The sequence below is a fragment of the Actinoallomurus sp. CA-150999 genome (assembly GCF_050942425.1).
Lineage (GTDB): Bacteria > Actinomycetota > Actinomycetes > Streptosporangiales > Streptosporangiaceae > Actinoallomurus.
In genome coordinates, this window is record NZ_CP192063.1 from 3,902,348 (window position 1) to 3,916,885 (window position 14,538).

14 protein-coding genes are annotated in these 14,538 nt (G+C 68.1%); 12 read left to right on the top strand and 2 right to left on the bottom strand.

Going from position 1 to position 14,538, the window contains the following annotated elements:
* Positions 1-96: 96 nt before the first annotated feature.
* Entirely contained in the window at positions 97-1,407 is a 1,311-nt protein-coding gene (locus ACQP2O_RS18330) for a glycosyltransferase family 4 protein (protein ID WP_433186202.1), read from the top strand.
* Positions 1,408-1,413: 6 nt separating this feature from the next.
* Here the strand turns inward: ACQP2O_RS18330 and ACQP2O_RS18335 are convergent, their stop codons facing one another.
* Positions 1,414-1,626, bottom strand: a complete 213-nt coding sequence (locus tag ACQP2O_RS18335; RefSeq protein ID WP_433186204.1) for a hypothetical protein — start codon at positions 1,624-1,626, stop codon at positions 1,414-1,416.
* A gap of 102 nt (positions 1,627-1,728) precedes the next feature.
* Here ACQP2O_RS18335 and ACQP2O_RS18340 point away from each other — a divergent pair, with 102 nt between their 5' ends.
* Together ACQP2O_RS18340 and ACQP2O_RS18345 are read left to right on the top strand one after the other, a co-directional pair.
* Positions 1,729-2,688 (top strand): acyl-ACP desaturase, encoded by a 960-nt coding sequence (locus ACQP2O_RS18340; RefSeq protein ID WP_433186206.1) that lies wholly within the window; start codon positions 1,729-1,731, stop codon positions 2,686-2,688.
* Between the two features lie 322 nt (positions 2,689-3,010).
* A complete protein-coding gene (locus tag ACQP2O_RS18345) occupies positions 3,011-3,214 on the top strand; it encodes a cold-shock protein (RefSeq protein ID WP_433186209.1) in 204 nt (67 codons plus the stop codon).
* A 293-nt stretch (positions 3,215-3,507) separates the two neighbouring features.
* On the opposite strand, the gene ACQP2O_RS18350 is transcribed toward ACQP2O_RS18345, so the two are convergent.
* Positions 3,508-5,817 carry a penicillin acylase family protein gene (locus ACQP2O_RS18350; protein ID WP_433186212.1) on the bottom strand — a complete coding sequence of 770 codons (2,310 nt, stop codon included), beginning with the start codon at positions 5,815-5,817 and terminating at the stop codon, positions 3,508-3,510.
* 142 nt (positions 5,818-5,959) lie between these two features.
* On the opposite strand from ACQP2O_RS18350, the gene ACQP2O_RS18355 reads away from it, so the two are divergent.
* From ACQP2O_RS18355 to ACQP2O_RS18395, 9 genes are all read left to right on the top strand, one after another.
* Positions 5,960-7,153: a DUF2637 domain-containing protein gene (locus ACQP2O_RS18355; protein WP_433186215.1), complete on the top strand. Its 1,194-nt coding sequence runs from the start codon at positions 5,960-5,962 to the stop codon at positions 7,151-7,153.
* A gap of 113 nt (positions 7,154-7,266) precedes the next feature.
* The gene (locus tag ACQP2O_RS18360) at positions 7,267-7,878 is read left to right on the top strand and encodes a metallophosphoesterase (protein WP_433186217.1); all 612 of its coding nucleotides are present in this window, start codon (positions 7,267-7,269) and stop codon (positions 7,876-7,878) included.
* Positions 7,879-8,055: 177 nt separating this feature from the next.
* Positions 8,056-8,841, top strand: coding sequence for a hypothetical protein (locus ACQP2O_RS18365; protein WP_433186220.1), 786 nt, complete (start codon positions 8,056-8,058; stop codon positions 8,839-8,841).
* A 125-nt stretch (positions 8,842-8,966) separates the two neighbouring features.
* Positions 8,967-9,314, top strand: coding sequence for a hypothetical protein (locus ACQP2O_RS18370; protein WP_433186222.1), 348 nt, complete (start codon positions 8,967-8,969; stop codon positions 9,312-9,314).
* A gap of 34 nt (positions 9,315-9,348) precedes the next feature.
* Complete coding sequence (locus tag ACQP2O_RS18375; RefSeq protein WP_433186225.1) at positions 9,349-10,719, top strand: protein kinase domain-containing protein; 1,371 nt, start codon at positions 9,349-9,351, stop codon at positions 10,717-10,719.
* A gap of 75 nt (positions 10,720-10,794) precedes the next feature.
* Positions 10,795-11,751, top strand: a complete 957-nt coding sequence (locus ACQP2O_RS18380) for a DUF1152 domain-containing protein (protein ID WP_433186228.1) — start codon at positions 10,795-10,797, stop codon at positions 11,749-11,751.
* Between the two features lie 462 nt (positions 11,752-12,213).
* A complete protein-coding gene (locus ACQP2O_RS18385; RefSeq protein ID WP_433186232.1) occupies positions 12,214-12,339 on the top strand; it encodes a hypothetical protein in 126 nt (41 codons plus the stop codon).
* A gap of 29 nt (positions 12,340-12,368) precedes the next feature.
* Entirely contained in the window at positions 12,369-13,619 is a 1,251-nt protein-coding gene (locus ACQP2O_RS18390; RefSeq protein ID WP_433186235.1) for an FxsB family cyclophane-forming radical SAM/SPASM peptide maturase, read from the top strand.
* Positions 13,620-13,650: 31 nt separating this feature from the next.
* Complete coding sequence (locus ACQP2O_RS18395) at positions 13,651-14,490, top strand: class I SAM-dependent methyltransferase (RefSeq protein WP_433186238.1); 840 nt, start codon at positions 13,651-13,653, stop codon at positions 14,488-14,490.
* Positions 14,491-14,538: the final 48 nt, after the last annotated feature.

Genomic DNA, 14,538 nt, shown 5'->3' on the forward strand with positions numbered 1-14,538 from the left:
CCGAGCGTCTACGCGCATCCAGCGGATCGACGTGGCCGGGACCGATCACCCCACCCGCCTGCTCACCATCGTCCGCTCCCTCGGAGACGCTCCCTGATGCAACGGTCCACCACACCCACGGTCGCCGTCGCGCTGCAGGACGGCTTCTACTCCTGCGGCACCGGCGCCGGCCGCTCGAACCGGGCGTTCCTGCAGACCCTCATTCCGAAGCTGCTCCCGGCCGTACGGCTGGTGGTCCTGCCCATCCGCCTGGTGCAGGCCGGCAGCGAATACAACTCGGGATGGCATTACCAAATGCACGACCTCATCCACCGGGCCGGAGGCCAGGTCCTGCCTATCGACAACGGCACCGCGGGCCACCGGCGATTCGGCGGACTCAAGGCCTTCCGGCATGCCTGCGCGTCAGCGGCCAACGCGATCCACCGGCATCTGCTCCCGTCGGCCGGCCCACTACTGCTCATCACGTTCGACTGCCCGTTCTACGGCCTGGCCGACGCTCTAACCGCGAACGCCCGGTCCAGCCTCGTCGCCGTCGCTCGCTCGACCGCCGCCCTGCACGACCCGGGCGACACTCCGCGCATCGAATGGGAACGCAAAGGCATGCACCAGCTCGTGGCGGCGGGCGGCCGGATCGCTGCCATCTCCACCCACATGCGAACCCATCTGAGCACCGAATACCGCATCCCTGAAACCGCCATCCTGGACCTGCCCAACGGGCTGACCGCCGAGGACTGGCAGCACATCCCCGCACCCGACACCCGGCTTCTGCCACCCGCCGCCCGCTCAGGCTTCATCCTGTCGATGGGCCGTGCCGTGCCCTACAAAGGCTTCGACGACCTGCTCGACGCGCTCACGCTCCTGCGAACCCGCGGGACTCACCTGCCGCATACCGTGCTCGCAGCCGTCACCGACGATCCCGCGCTCAGCCCTTACCAGCAGCATCTCGCCCAGCAGATCAACGTCCGAAAGCTGAACGCCACCTTCCTGCCCCGCTTCAACCCAGCACTTCGCAGCGTGCTCACCCATCCGGCACTCGCCGCAGTCGTCGTGCCATCGCGTGTCGAGCCGTTCGGACGTATCCCGCTGGAAGCCTTCGTCGCTGGTGCCGCTCCTGTCGTGGCCACCACCGCCGGCGGACTCGCTGAACTCGTCACCGAGCGCACCGGCTACACCGCCACGCCAGGCGACCCGGCATCTTTGGCCACCGCGATCGCACGCGCGTTGGCCGCCGATACCACCCAGCGGGCCCGGCTCCGCGCGGCGGGCCGTCACTTGGCGATCACCCGCTACAACTACGACACCACCGTCCGGCGCTTTCTGCACCAGATGGCCCCGTGGGCGACCAGCCCGGTCGCCGCAGCGGCTGAACAACCCATACTCCGCGCGGCGACCCCACCGGGACGGTGAGGCCGGTCAGTCGACATAGCCAGGCGGCTCAGGTGAGCCAACCGGCAGATCCCACCTCTGCTCGGCGACACGAGCCGCCGCCTTGACCTGGGCGACAGCGGGCTCACCCCAGCCCAGCACCTCGGGTGCGGCCGTCAGCGACATCATCACCCGACGGTAGATCCTCCCGCCATCCGGATCGGGCCGGCGTCCTTCGAACGAGCCGATCAGGCCGACCATCCGGACCTGAGCGTAGGGCTCCCGGTGCGGCCGGTGGACCTCCTGGTACCCGAGGTACACGGCGTTCACAATGATCAACGCCAGGATTCGGGGAACACCAGCATGTCGCTCACGTCACGTCCGCAGACGACAGCCGAGCTGTTGATGGAGCTCGAGCCCGTCGTTGCGGTAGAGCTCGATCGTCACCTGGCCACGGCCAAGGAGTGGTTCCCGCATCAGTACGTGCCGTGGAGCCAGGGCCGCGACTTCGAGGGCCCGTTCAACGGTGAGGCATGGTCACCTGAGGACACGAACATCTCGCCCGCCGCGAGAGAGGCACTGATCGTCAACCTTCTCACCGAGGACAACCTGCCCGGTTACCACCGGGAGATCGCGACCATCTTCGGCCGGGACGGCGCGTGGGGTACCTGGGTCGAACGCTGGACGGCCGAGGAGAACCGGCACGGCATCGTCATCCGCGACTACCTCACCGTCACCCGGGCCGTCGACCCGGTCGCGCTCGAACGTGCGCGCATGCGGCACATGGAGGGCGGCTACCAGGCCGACCACGGCGACAAGATGCTCCATGGCATCGCGTACGTCTCCTTCCAGGAGCTGGCGACGCGCATCTCTCACCGCAACACCGGAAAGGCCTCGAACGATCCGGCGTGCGAACGCCTGCTGGCGCGGGTGGCCGCCGACGAGAACCTGCACATGCTCTTCTACCGCAATCTGCTCGCGGCGGCCTTCGAACTGTCCCCCGACGAGACGATGCGTGCCGTCACCGATGTGGTGACCGGCTTCCAGATGCCCGGCCACACCATCGACGGCTTCCTGCGCAAGTCGGTCGCCATCGCCAACGCCGGCATCTACGACCTGCGAGTCCACCTCGACGACGTGCTCTCCCCGGTCCTGCGGCAGTGGCAGGTCTTCGACCTCGAAGGTCTGAACGCCGACGGGGACAAGGCCCGCCAGGAACTATCGGAGTTCCTGGAAGGGCTCGAGACGGCGGCGGCACGATTCACCGACCGCCGTGCCGAACGCCAGGCCCGGGCGGCCGCGGCGGGCGCCGAGACGCGGTGACGCTCACCGGGGCACTCTTCTCATGCTGTACCGGAGGACTGCCCAGCCCCGGACGTCGCCGACGGAACGGGCGGCCCGGCCGCCCAAAGAGACGCGGCATGACGGGAGGTAAAACTTTAACCGTCGCCGACGGTCGGGCATATGGGGTGTGGTAATGTCAGAGGAAATTGCAGTTGTGGTTCCCACAGACTTATGTGCGCCTGCTGGTTCCAACCTCAGGCGCATTTTTTGTTGTAACCGGACTTCGTCCGGGAGGGGTCATTTCGGCGATGCAGGAGTCACACGGTGTGAGTCCTATCAGCACCCCAGAAGGATATGGATCATGAGTACAGGTACCGTTAAGTGGTTCAACGCGGAAAAGGGCTTCGGCTTCATTGAGCAGGACGGCGGCGGCCCCGACGTCTTCGCTCACTACTCCAACATCGCTGCTCAGGGCTTCCGTGAGCTCCAGGAGGGCCAGAAGGTGCAGTTCGACATCACGCAGGGCCAGAAGGGCCTGCAGGCGGAGAACATCATTCCTGTTTGAGCTCTCCGCATGTATCGCGGGGCCCGTACCTGAAGGTACGGGCCCGGCGGCCGTTCCCCGGCCTGCCGCCGACTCCGCCTCGGCGTTTTGATCAACGCTAATGAGGCGCGCAGAGGCGGCCGCACGACAACCCGCGAGTCCGCTGCCCTGACCTTTGTCAACGAGAGCCAGCCATGTCAGGCGACGCCACGGGCAGCCCAGGCGGCCAGCACGGTACGCGCGCGATTCGGCGGGTCACGTACGCGTCTGAGCCCTGGGAGCCGGAGGAGGTCTCCCAACGCCCTTGCCGAGGCCTACGCGCGCGGACTCCCCGGCTTCAGGACGATGCGCTCGCCGAGCGCCCGCTCGATCGCCTCGCGGGTGTAGAGCAGCGGGAACGCCTCGTCGGCTGCCCAGGCGTCGAACAGGTCGTGGTGGTGCGGGCTGCCGGGGACGCCGGACTGGCCCGGGGAGTTCATCGCGACCGACTCGTCCCACGCGCCGACGTCCACGACCAGCCGGAACGTCGCGCCGCCGGTCTGGCGGAAGTCCGGTGTGTACGCGGTGCTGCCGACGGTGTCGCCGCTGCCGCCACGTGGTGCCGGGCCGGCGGAGGTCCAGTCGCGGTCGCCGAGGCGCGCGGCGAGGGGGTGGCGCGGCTCGGCCTGGTGCAGTCGGCCCCACGCCCAGGCGGCGGTGTCCTCGCCGAGCAGGCCGCCGGACTCGGCCATCGCCGCGGCGAGGGTCGTCCGCAGGATCCGCCGCCGGGTACCGGCGGTGTCGTGGCCGAGGCGATCGCCGGGTGAGGCCAGCAGGTCCAGGTCGACGCGCGCGTCGGTGGACTCGTCCTCGATCGGGAGGAGCCGGGCGAGCGCCCGGGCGCGCTCGTCCGGTGGGATCAGCGTGGCCAGCGCCGCGTCGCGGAGGGCGGGCCGCAGGTGGCGGCGGTACCAGATCTCGAACAGCGCAGCCGCGGCCGAGTCCGGCGTGAGCCGCGCGTCCCAGCCGCGCAGAAGTTCCAGCGCCGCCGCGACCCGTACGTCGCCCTGCGGCTCGACGTCCGCCAGCAGCGGCAGGACGCGACGGGCGGGCACGCTGAGGTAGTCGGTCTGCAGGCGCACGCAGTCGGCGACGGTCCAGCCGGTGCGCGACCCGAGCTCCTCGGCGATCCGCTCGTAGCGGTACGGGGGGTACCAGTCGTAGGTGACCGGCGGCAGCGGGTGGCCGTCGGGCAGGTTCAGCTGGTTGGCGGTGGCGAACCAGCCCTGCTCGGGGTTCCGTACGGACGGCAGCTCGTCCATGTCGCGGAAGCCGTCCCACTCGTACCGGCCGTCGCCGGGCACCGGCAGCGTGCCGTCCCAGTTCGGGCGCTTCGGCACGAGACCGGCGGGGCGCCAGCCGATCGTGCCGTCCGGGGCGGCGTAGATCTGGTTCTCTCCGGGCGCGCCCCAGCGGTTCATCGCGGCGACGAACGCGTCCGGCCCGTCCGCGTTCATGTAGTCCATGCTGCCGAGGTAGGGGGCCATACCCGGCTCCAGCCACGCGGCGCGTACGGCGAAGGCGGCGTTCCGGTCCGGGCGCTCGTCGATCACCGGGCCGTGGCGGGTGAACCACAGGTCGACCTCGACGGCCTCGCCGTCGCGTACGGGGATCGTCTCGCGGACGCACTCCATCGGCTCCCACCTGCCGCGGTAGTCGTAATCGTGCGGGTCGGCCGGGTTGGTGCGGTAGACGTACAGGTCCTCCTGGTCGATCGGGAAGATCGTCAGCCCGAACGCGATCTTGCCGTTGTGGCCGATGGAGACGCCGGGCAGCGCGGGCTCGCCGGCGCCGATGACGTCCAGGCCGGGCGCGGACAGGTGCGCGATGTAGCGCAGCGCGGGCAGGGTCACGGCACGGTGCGGATCGTTGGCGAGCAGCGGGCGGCCCGTGGCCGTACGGGACGGGGCGATCACCCAGTTGTTGCTGCCGTCGAGGCCGCCGCGGCGGCCGAGGTCGGGTGGCGCGGTGGCGAGGCGGTAGACGCGCAGAACGTCGTCGGGGATGAGGCCGAGGTCGAGTCCCTCGGGTACGCGCGGCTCGTGCGGGCCGGGTTCGCGTACGCGGCGCAGGTCCTCGACGCCGGGCCCGTGGTCCCGCAACGTGAGGGCGCGCGCGACCTCCTGTTCCAGGTTGTAGAAGAGGCCATGGCCGCGGATCCGCGCGACGTCGGAGGGCTCCCAGAAGGCGGGGAGGTGGCCGAGTTCGCCGAACTCCGGCGGGAGGTGCTCCTCCTGCTCGCGGCACAGCGCGACGAAGGCGTTGACGCCACGGACGAACGCGCCGGTCACGCGCTTGGTGTCCGAGCCGTACGCCGGCCACTCCGCGTGCATGTCGCCCCGGTAGAGGAACAGCCGCGCGGCGCGGTCGTGCTCGACGTACCCGGCGCCGAAGACCTCCGACAGCAGACCCAGACCGCGCCGGCGCCAGAAGTCGATCTGGAACAGCCGATCGCGCGCGGCGTTGAACCCCTGCGCGACGAACAGGTCGTCGCGCGACTCCGCGTACACGTGCGGTACGCCCCAGCGGTCGATCAGGATCTCCACCGGTTCCGACAGGCCGGGGACGATATAGGTCCTGGTCACTTGACCTGACTATCCGATGCCGTCTCTCCGCCGCAACGGATGTTCACCGTGTTACGCCGCAAATCGGGCGATCCTGGGGTGATAAGTGCGTATCGTGCGGACGACCACAGTGGCGGATCGATAACGGAAGGTGGCTCCGGTCGTGACTTACCGCGACGGCGATCTGGGTGGGCGCCCGGTACGCGCACTCGGCGACGGCAAGGGCGAGCGCACCGCGGTGTGCCTGATCGGCGCCGCGATGCTCGCGCTGGCACTGATCGGCATGTACGTGTCGTTCCAGACGGTGTACGAGTACGTGCACCCATGGTTCCGGGGCACGGCCTGGGCCGTACCGGTCGCCATCGACGTCGCGATCCTCGTCTTCTCCGCGGCCGACCTGCTGCTGTCGTACTGGCGGATGGCCAAGCCGTCGATGCGGCTGATCCCGTGGGCCTTCACGGCGGCGACGATCTGGCTGAACTGGCAGGCCGGCGGCCCGATCCCGATCCGCGTCGCGCACGCCGCGATGCCGGCGCTGTGGGTACTGTTCTGCGAGTACGCCCGCCACGTCCTGGCCGCGCGCGTGGGCCTGGTGAACGGCGGCCGCATGGAGAAGGTCCGGCGCTCACGGTGGCTGCTGGCACCGCTGTCCACGGCCCGGCTGCGCCGCCAGATGATCCTCTGGGAGATCACGTCGTACCGGCGGGCGCTGCAGCTGGAGGCCGAGCGCCGGGCGAAGATCGCGCGTCTGGAGATGGCCCACGGACGCAAATGGCACCGCCACGCCTCGGCCGACGAACGACTGGCGATCAAGCTCTCCCGGGTGGCCCCGGCGGAGCTCCTCCCGTCTCTGACCGCGACCATCACGTCTGGCGAGCAACCCGAGCCCGCCGTACGGCCTGGGCCCGCGGTACAGCCCGAGCCGGCCGTGCAGCCCGGGCCCGCGGCACAGTCCGGGCCCGCCGTCCAGACCGGGCCCGCGGTACAAACTGAGCACGCCGTACGGGCCGAGCCCCCGGTACAGGCTCAACCCGCCGTACGGCCCAGGCCCCGGGCACAGGCCGAGCCCGAGACGGCGCCCGCCCCGGTAGCGGTCACGCCGCCGGAGCCGGAGCCCGCCCTCCCCGAACCGCCACCCGAACTGCCGGCCGTGGAGCCGAAGATCGGGCAGATCCCCGACCCACCCGTGGGCGCGTCCATCCCAACGGAGGGCAGCGCCCGGCAGCGCGCGGCGGCCCTCCTGGCCACCGAGCCGGACATCCCGGGCACGGAACTGGCCCGTCGCCTGGGCGTGACGACGGGCTACGGCCGCCGCCTGCGCTCGGAACTCCTCAACGCCGCCAACGGCTACCGCTGAGCCGGACCAACGGGCCTGGCCACTGGGAAGGCCAGGCCCGTCGAGCACGGGAGATCAGCAGAACGGTCTCCTCGCTGAGCGGCTGTCCGGCCAGGTCGGGCACGTCGGCGCGGATGACCGCCGGCCGTCGCCCGTACGGCAGGTCCGCGCCGCTGCCGCTGCACCTGGTGGCCGGCAACCACGATGATCCCGAAGCGCTGCTGGACGAGTTCGGCGGCACGCGCTTCGTCGGCGATGGGGCGACGATGCACTACGCGGTGGAGCATCCTGCGTTCACCGTCATCAGTCTGGATTCCGCGGTGCCCTGCTCGCCCGGCGGCCACCTGGGGACCGCGCAGTTGGAGTGGCTCGACGAGGTCCTCGCCCGCAGACCGAGCACGCCGGCGATCGTCTGCCTGCACCATCCTCCGATCGCGATCGGCATCCCGTTCCTGGATGGGATGCGGCTTGACGATGGCGAGGAGCTGGCCGATGTGGTCGCACGGCACCGCAATGTCGTGCGTGTCCTGGCGGGCCACGTGCACCGGCCCATCACCGCCGCGTTCGCGGGTAGCACCCTGGCGATCGCCCCCAGCACCCATCTTCAAAGCGGCCTGGCGCTGGACGACGGCGTGCCCAACTATCTCCCAGAGCCGACATCCTTCCTGCTTCACCTCAGCGGGCCATCGTGGGTCACCCACACTGTCCCCGTCAGTCACGCCGCAGCACCGATCGCCTGCTTTTAGGGTGACTGTGCTGGTCGCGGCCATTCGTCCGGCGACGGGTTCTCCAGGGTGCCGTCCGGGTGCGTGAGATCACCGTGAGTGCTACGGTCCGCCTCGGTCGGCTCGCCGCGCGCTGACTGACTGTGCGTGCGTTGTCGGGCTACCGTTGACTGACCCGCTACCAGGGAAGATGCGCACATGAGTGAGAAGCCCCCGACCGATCACGCAGCGCAGTATCTGGTCGATGTGATGCGCCGCCAGACTGCGCACCTGGAAAAGGTGCTCCACACCGACGCGCACCTGCCCGACTGCTTCGACGAGGTCAACCTCCCGGCCTGGTTGCGACGCACCGAGGGCGAGCAGCGGCTTCCGGTGACGATCGCCGTCGCCATGGCGATCGTCCTGCAGATCGAGCTTCCGCGCCGGTTCGCCCTGCAGCCGCGCTACCTGCTACCCGGCCTTGAGGCGGCCCTGGCCTGCGGCCTGATCGCGGCCAACCCCCTGCGGATCAACCGGGAGTCCCGGATCCTGCGCATCGCGAGCCTCACACTCATCGCGATCATCACCGTGGCGAACACGTTCTCGGCGTTCATCCTCGTACGCGAGCTGATCAACGGAACGGCCGGCGACAACGCCGGACCGCTGCTGGCCACGGGCGCGGCGATCTGGGGCACCAACATCATCGTGTTCGCCCTCTGGTACTGGGAACTGGACCGCGGTGGACCGGCGGCGCGAGCCCTCGCACACCGGCCGCACCCTGACTTCCTGTTCACCCAGATGCAGGCCCCGGAGATGGCGCCTCCGGACTGGGAGCCCGCCTTCCTGGACTACCTGTACCTGTCGTTCACCAACGCGACCGCGTTCAGCCCCACCGACGTGATGCCACTCACTCGCTGGGCCAAGATGATGATGCTCGTCCAGTCGGCGATATCGATCGTGGCGGTCGCCCTGGTCATCGCCCGAGCGGTGAACATCCTCAAGTGAGTTCGCCGGGCGCGGCCTGGCCGGGGACACCCCGCGGGACGGCGGCGGGCCCGTCGAACTTCGCGTCCCGATCACGGATGGCCGATCCGGCTCAGAAAGACGATCTCGTTTGTTAGGTTGCCGATGTGACGCCAGACGAGAGGTCCCGCCCGGGGTTCGAACAGCACGACCAGGGCGGCATGGCCGAGCGGCGGACGCGCCGCGACGGTTCGGGTGACCGCGGCAGGGGGATGGCCGGTTCCGGGTCCGAGCCCATCGCCTTCGGGCTGTCGGGGTTCGAACGGCTCGATGAAGGTCAGTGGTTCGATCCGCGCGGCGTCGCGGACAAGGGCAACCCGAACGCCATGCACAACCTGACCCATCTGCTGCGGAACGCCGACCGCGAGCACGAGGCCGAGCAGTGGTACCGCCGCGCCGCCGACAAGGGCGTGAGCAAGGCAGCGGACCGGCTGCGCCACCTCACGCGGCGCTGACGGCGTACCGGTCCTGGTCTGGAGGAACAGAGCCATGATGCGACCGCCCGCCGTGACCCTGACCCTGGTGAAGGGACGGCTCGACCGGACCGAGTACGTCTTCGAGGAGCGCACGACCTGCGTACTCGGCCGAGCCGACGACTGCGAGCCGCGGCTGCCCGACGACGCGCACCACCGTACGGTCTCTCGTCATCACTGCCTGCTCGACATCAACCCGCCCGACGTGCGCATCCGCGACTTCGGCAGCCTCAACGGCACGTACGTCAACGGCGAGAAGATCGGCCAGCGCGCGGCGCACCAGACTCCGGAGGAGGCCGCGGCGCTGTCATTTCCCGAGCACGACCTGGCGCACGACGACGAGATCCGGATCGGCGAGACGGTCTTCCGCGTCGGAATCAAGGTCCCGCTCGCCGGAAACGGGCGGACCCTGCCCCTCACCCGGTGTGCGAAGTGCGGACGGGAGGTGGACGACGAGGTCGGCGTACGCTCCGGCGAGTACATCTGCGCCGCCTGCCAGGCCGAGCCGTCCGCCATCCTCCAACTCCTGTTGCACCTCGCGCACAACGGGCGCGAAGACCTCACACCCGTCGCCGGCTACGAACTGCTACGCGAACTCGGGCGCGGCGGAATGGGCGCGGTCTTCCTCGCCCGGCACGAGAGTACGGGCCGGGAGGTGGCGCTGAAGGTGATGCTGCCCAAGGTGGCGGCGAGCCCCGAGGCGCGTGCGCGCTTCCTCCGCGAGGTCGCCGTCACGCGGGCGCTACGACACCCGAACATCGCCACCCTGCACGACGCCGGTTTCGCCGACGGGACGTTCTACTTCACCATCGAATACTGCGCGGGCGGCAGCCTGGACCGGCTCATGCCCCACGCGGGCGGGCGACTCCCGGCCGACGAGGCCCTCCGGCTCGTCCTTCAGGTACTGGACGGCCTGGCGCACGCGCACGATCAGGGCGTGGTCCACCGAGATCTCAGCCCGTCCAACATCCTCCTCGGCGAGGGCCGCGACGGCACCGCGGTCGCCAAGGTCGGCGACTTCGGTCTCGCCAAGTCCTTCGACCAGGCCGGGCTGAGCGGCCTCACCCGGACCGGATCGACCGCGGGCAAGCCCTGGTACATGCCGCGTCAGCAGGTCATCAACTTCCGCAACGCCTCGCCCGCCGTGGACGTCTGGGCGCTCGCCGCCTGCCTCTACCATGCCCTGTGCGGGCGGCACCCCCGCGACTTCCCGCGCGGCAAAGACCCCTGGCAGACCGTCCTGCAGACACCACCGACCCCGATCCGCCGACGCGACCCGAAGATCCCGCCCGCCCTGGCCGAGGTCATCGACCACGCCCTCCAGGAGCGCCCCGCGATCGGCTTCCAGACCGCCCACGAGTTCCGCGCCGCCCTCCGCGCCCTGTAACGACGATCGGCGGTCCGGCGGCGGGCGGTGAAAATACCCGAGCGCGAGAGGCCGGTACGGTGCTACGGTCCGCCGGTGTTCTCGCTGGACGAACCTCCTCTTTTCACCCGGCTACGCGATCGCGAACATGTCCTCGTCGCGGGTGCCGGCGGCGGATTCGACGTCTACGCCGGCCTCCCCATCGCGCTGGCCCTCATGGAGCGGGGCGTCCGGGTCTCGCTCGGGAACCTCTCCTTCACGTCCCTGTACGGGCTCTCCATAGACGTATGGCTGGAACCCAACGTCGCCGCCATCGGCCCGGACACGCGCGGCCCGGACGGCTACTTCCCCGAGCGCACCCTGGCACGGTGGCTCGCCGTCCACCGGTTCCCCTCCACGGTCCACGCCTTCGCCAGCGTCGGCGTCCGGCCGCTGACGGCCGCCTACCGGGCGCTGGTCGAGCGGCTGGGCATCGACGCGGTCGTCCTGGTCGACGGGGGCACGGACATCCTCATGCGCGGAGACGAGGCGGGGCTGGGGACCCCGGAAGAGGACATGGCCAGTCTCGCGGCGGTCCACCAGCTCGACCTCCCGGTGAAGCTCGTCGCCTGCCTCGGCTTCGGCGTGGACGCCTACCACGGCGTCAGTCACTCCCTCGTGCTGGAGAATCTCGCTGCTCTGGACCGGGACGGCTCCTACCTCGGAGCCTTCTCCGTGCCTCGCGAGAGCCGCGAAGGAACTCTCTACCTGGACGCAGTCGCCCACGCCCAAGCGGCAACGCCGGACCGTCCCAGCATCGTGAACGGCTCCATCGCCGCCGCGATCCGCGGAGACTTCGGTGACGTACGGTTCACGAGGCGTACGGCGGGCAGCGAGCTGTTCATCAACCCGCTGATGGCGATCTACTTCACCGTCGACGCCGATGGCCTCGCCCGGCAGAACGTCTACCTCGACCGGCTGAAGGACACCGTCCTCATGCGCCAGATCAGCTCCATCATCGAGGACTTCCGCCATGAGGTCCGCTGGCGCCCGCCACGCGCCATACCGCACTGAGCCTCGCGGCCGACCCGGTTTCGTGGCCTTGGCGTAGCGGGAGAGGACGATGCGGAGGAGACCCGACTCAATCAGTCCCTGAGACGGACGCCGCACCCCAATTAAGCGCTAGTCGCCGCAATATGCCTAAATGTGGCAATCTATTATAAAAGACGCACTAAGTGATAAATCTGACATATGGGGGCATCGTTCAGGCTGCGGTTACCGAAAAAGTCGATAAGGCGACGTCTAGCTGGGGTTTTGTGGCATTCGGAGTGCCTGAATCGCTCCATTGATCCGCCGAGACGATCACACATCGTTACCGTTCGTAACGGGGAAGTCTCAATGTGCGGGCATGAAAGTGTGCATGGCCGTAAAGTCTTGGTTCATGCGCCTTGACAAGTGATCACATGCTGTAGGTACCATCCCGTTAAGGACGTCCGGAATCTGTTCGCCCCGAAGACAGATGCGGAAGGGAATCCGATGCTCGAAGATCTCGCAAACACGGAAATTTCCGAGGCTAACTTCGACGTCGAAGAGCTGTCGCCGGCGCTGAAGAAGGCGTTGGGCGCCAAGGGCCAGCGCGGTTCTCACTATGCGTTCGTGTAAGTCAACACGTCTGCTGTGAGGAGTTAAAGGTGGCGGCCACCTCTGTTCTCGAATCCAATGGGGGTAATTCTCCGGAATGGCCCAACGATCTGCTGGACCTCGCGGAGGTTCGGCGACAGGGGTGGCGGCCACTCCCGTTCGATGAGTTCGTAGTCAAGGTGCACAGTCGGTGCAACCTCTCGTGCGACTACTGCTACATGTACGAGATGGCCGATCAGAGCTGGCGAAGTCGGCCGATCGTCATGAGCCAACAGACTATCGTCCACACATGTCAGCGGATTGCGGAGCACGCACAGACGCACGATCTTCCCTCAGTGCGCGTGGTGCTCCATGGGGGCGAACCGATGTTGGCCGGCGCCGACACTCTTGGGCTTTTCGCGCGAGAGCTGCGTTGCTCGGTCGACGCGAAGACCTCGGTGGAAATCGGCGTCCAGACCAATGGGATTCTGATAGATCAAACGTTTCTTGGGACCTTCCTAGAACACGGAATACGTGTCGGGGTAAGCCTTGACGGAGACTCGATCGGGCATGACCGACACCGGCGATATGTCAACGGTCGGGGCAGTCATGACCAGGTTTCCCAGGGCCTTCGTCTGCTGAAGTCCGATGCTCATCACGAACTCTTCGCAGGACTTCTTTGCACGATCGACCTCGACAATGATCCGATTCGCACGTATAAGGCGCTCGCCGAATGGGAGCCGCCTCGCGTAGATTTTCTGCTCCCGCATGGCACATGGGACGAACCTCCACCGTATCGCAGCAGGGATTCGACGGCTACTCCATACGCCGACTGGCTGATCGCTGTATTCGAACATTGGTACGAGGCGCCACCGGGTGAGCCTTCGATCAGACTCCTCGACGGTATTATGCAACTGATGCTCGGTCGGTCGAGCCCTTTCGAAGGAATTGGGCTCGCTCCCGTCAGGCTGCTCGTCATCGAGACTGACGGCACTCTCGAACAGGTTGACACACTCAAGGCTACTTACGCGGGTGCGCCTAATACTGGCCTGAATGTGGCTGAGCACCCTTTCGATTTGGCCCTCGACCACCCGTCAATCGTGGCAAGACAGCTCGGCGTCGACGCGCTCGCGGAGGACTGTCGATCGTGCCACATCCGGGATGTCTGTGGCGGCGGTTATTATCCGCATCGATATCGCACAGGGACGGGGTTTCTCAATCCTTCAGTCTACTGCCCGGACCTCATGAAACTCATCACGCACGTGCAGCGCCGGGTCCGCGACGACCTTCTCGCTCATGCACGGAATCCCGATCGCGCATGACGGTGATGTGCGTCATCCCCGAGGAACGTTTGTGAGTTCAACCTGGAAGCGGCTAGTAGACGGATCAGACGGCGGCGACGATATCAAGCAGGCGATCGTTGCGCTTTGGGACGGGCTCGCGGGTGACTATGACAGCGCGTGGGCACACGGTCTAAAGACGGGAAGGGAGAAGCGAGCTTGGTCAGATCTGTTGACTCGGCTGCTGCCCCTCGACCCGCCGCTGCGGATCCTGGATGTCGGATGTGGCACCGGGTTCTTGTCGCTTCTGCTTGCAGAGGCCGGGCACGCAGTCGTGGGACTTGACCTGTCGGAACCGATGCTCGAGGTTGCAAGGCGCGCTGCAACCGACCGGTCGCTGCCGGTCGAATTCGTCCAGGGAGATGCCGAAAACCCGACCCGGTCCCTCGGAGGTTTCGACGCCGTCGTGTCCCGGCACCTGCTGTGGACTCTGCCGAGCCCACAGCAGGGCCTACTCGCATGGATAGGGCTGCTTTCCCCGGGTGGACGAGTCCTGGCGATCGACGGGTTCTGGAGCTCCAAGCGGGTCACGGACAAGGCGATGGCGGCCACCGGCCGAGTGCTACGTCGGCTGGCAGATGGGCGGCAACACGGCGACAACGACTACGAGCCGGAAGTCGCCGCCCGACTCCCTCTGCGCGACCTCACGGAACTCGCCCCTGTACGCGAGCTGTTTACCGCCTCTGGCCTGGTCGACGTGGCAACCGAGCCGCTGACCACGATCGATCGGGTCGAGCGGTCCGTGATGCCGGTGAGATACCGGCTTGCGCTTCGCCACCGCCGATATCTCGTGCACGGCCGTCTCCCCGCAGATGGCCCGGAACTCTCGAAACTGCGGCAAGCCCCAAGGTAGGGCTACTCGCGGGCGCGGCCGACCAGATGAATGAGTCCAAGGGATCTT

Coding starts and splice junctions, on each gene's coding strand:
- ACQP2O_RS18375 (WP_433186225.1), top strand. CDS start 9,349: ATGATGCGACCGCCCGCCGTGACCCTGACCCTGGTGAAGGGACGGCTC.
- ACQP2O_RS18365 (WP_433186220.1), top strand. CDS start 8,056: ATGAGTGAGAAGCCCCCGACCGATCACGCAGCGCAGTATCTGGTCGAT.
- ACQP2O_RS18330 (WP_433186202.1), top strand. CDS start 97: ATGCAACGGTCCACCACACCCACGGTCGCCGTCGCGCTGCAGGACGGC.
- ACQP2O_RS18345 (WP_433186209.1), top strand. CDS start 3,011: ATGAGTACAGGTACCGTTAAGTGGTTCAACGCGGAAAAGGGCTTCGGC.
- ACQP2O_RS18360 (WP_433186217.1), top strand. CDS start 7,267: ATGACCGCCGGCCGTCGCCCGTACGGCAGGTCCGCGCCGCTGCCGCTG.
- ACQP2O_RS18340 (WP_433186206.1), top strand. CDS start 1,729: ATGTCGCTCACGTCACGTCCGCAGACGACAGCCGAGCTGTTGATGGAG.
- ACQP2O_RS18385 (WP_433186232.1), top strand. CDS start 12,214: ATGCTCGAAGATCTCGCAAACACGGAAATTTCCGAGGCTAACTTCGAC.
- ACQP2O_RS18335 (WP_433186204.1), bottom strand. CDS start 1,626: ATGGTCGGCCTGATCGGCTCGTTCGAAGGACGCCGGCCCGATCCGGAT.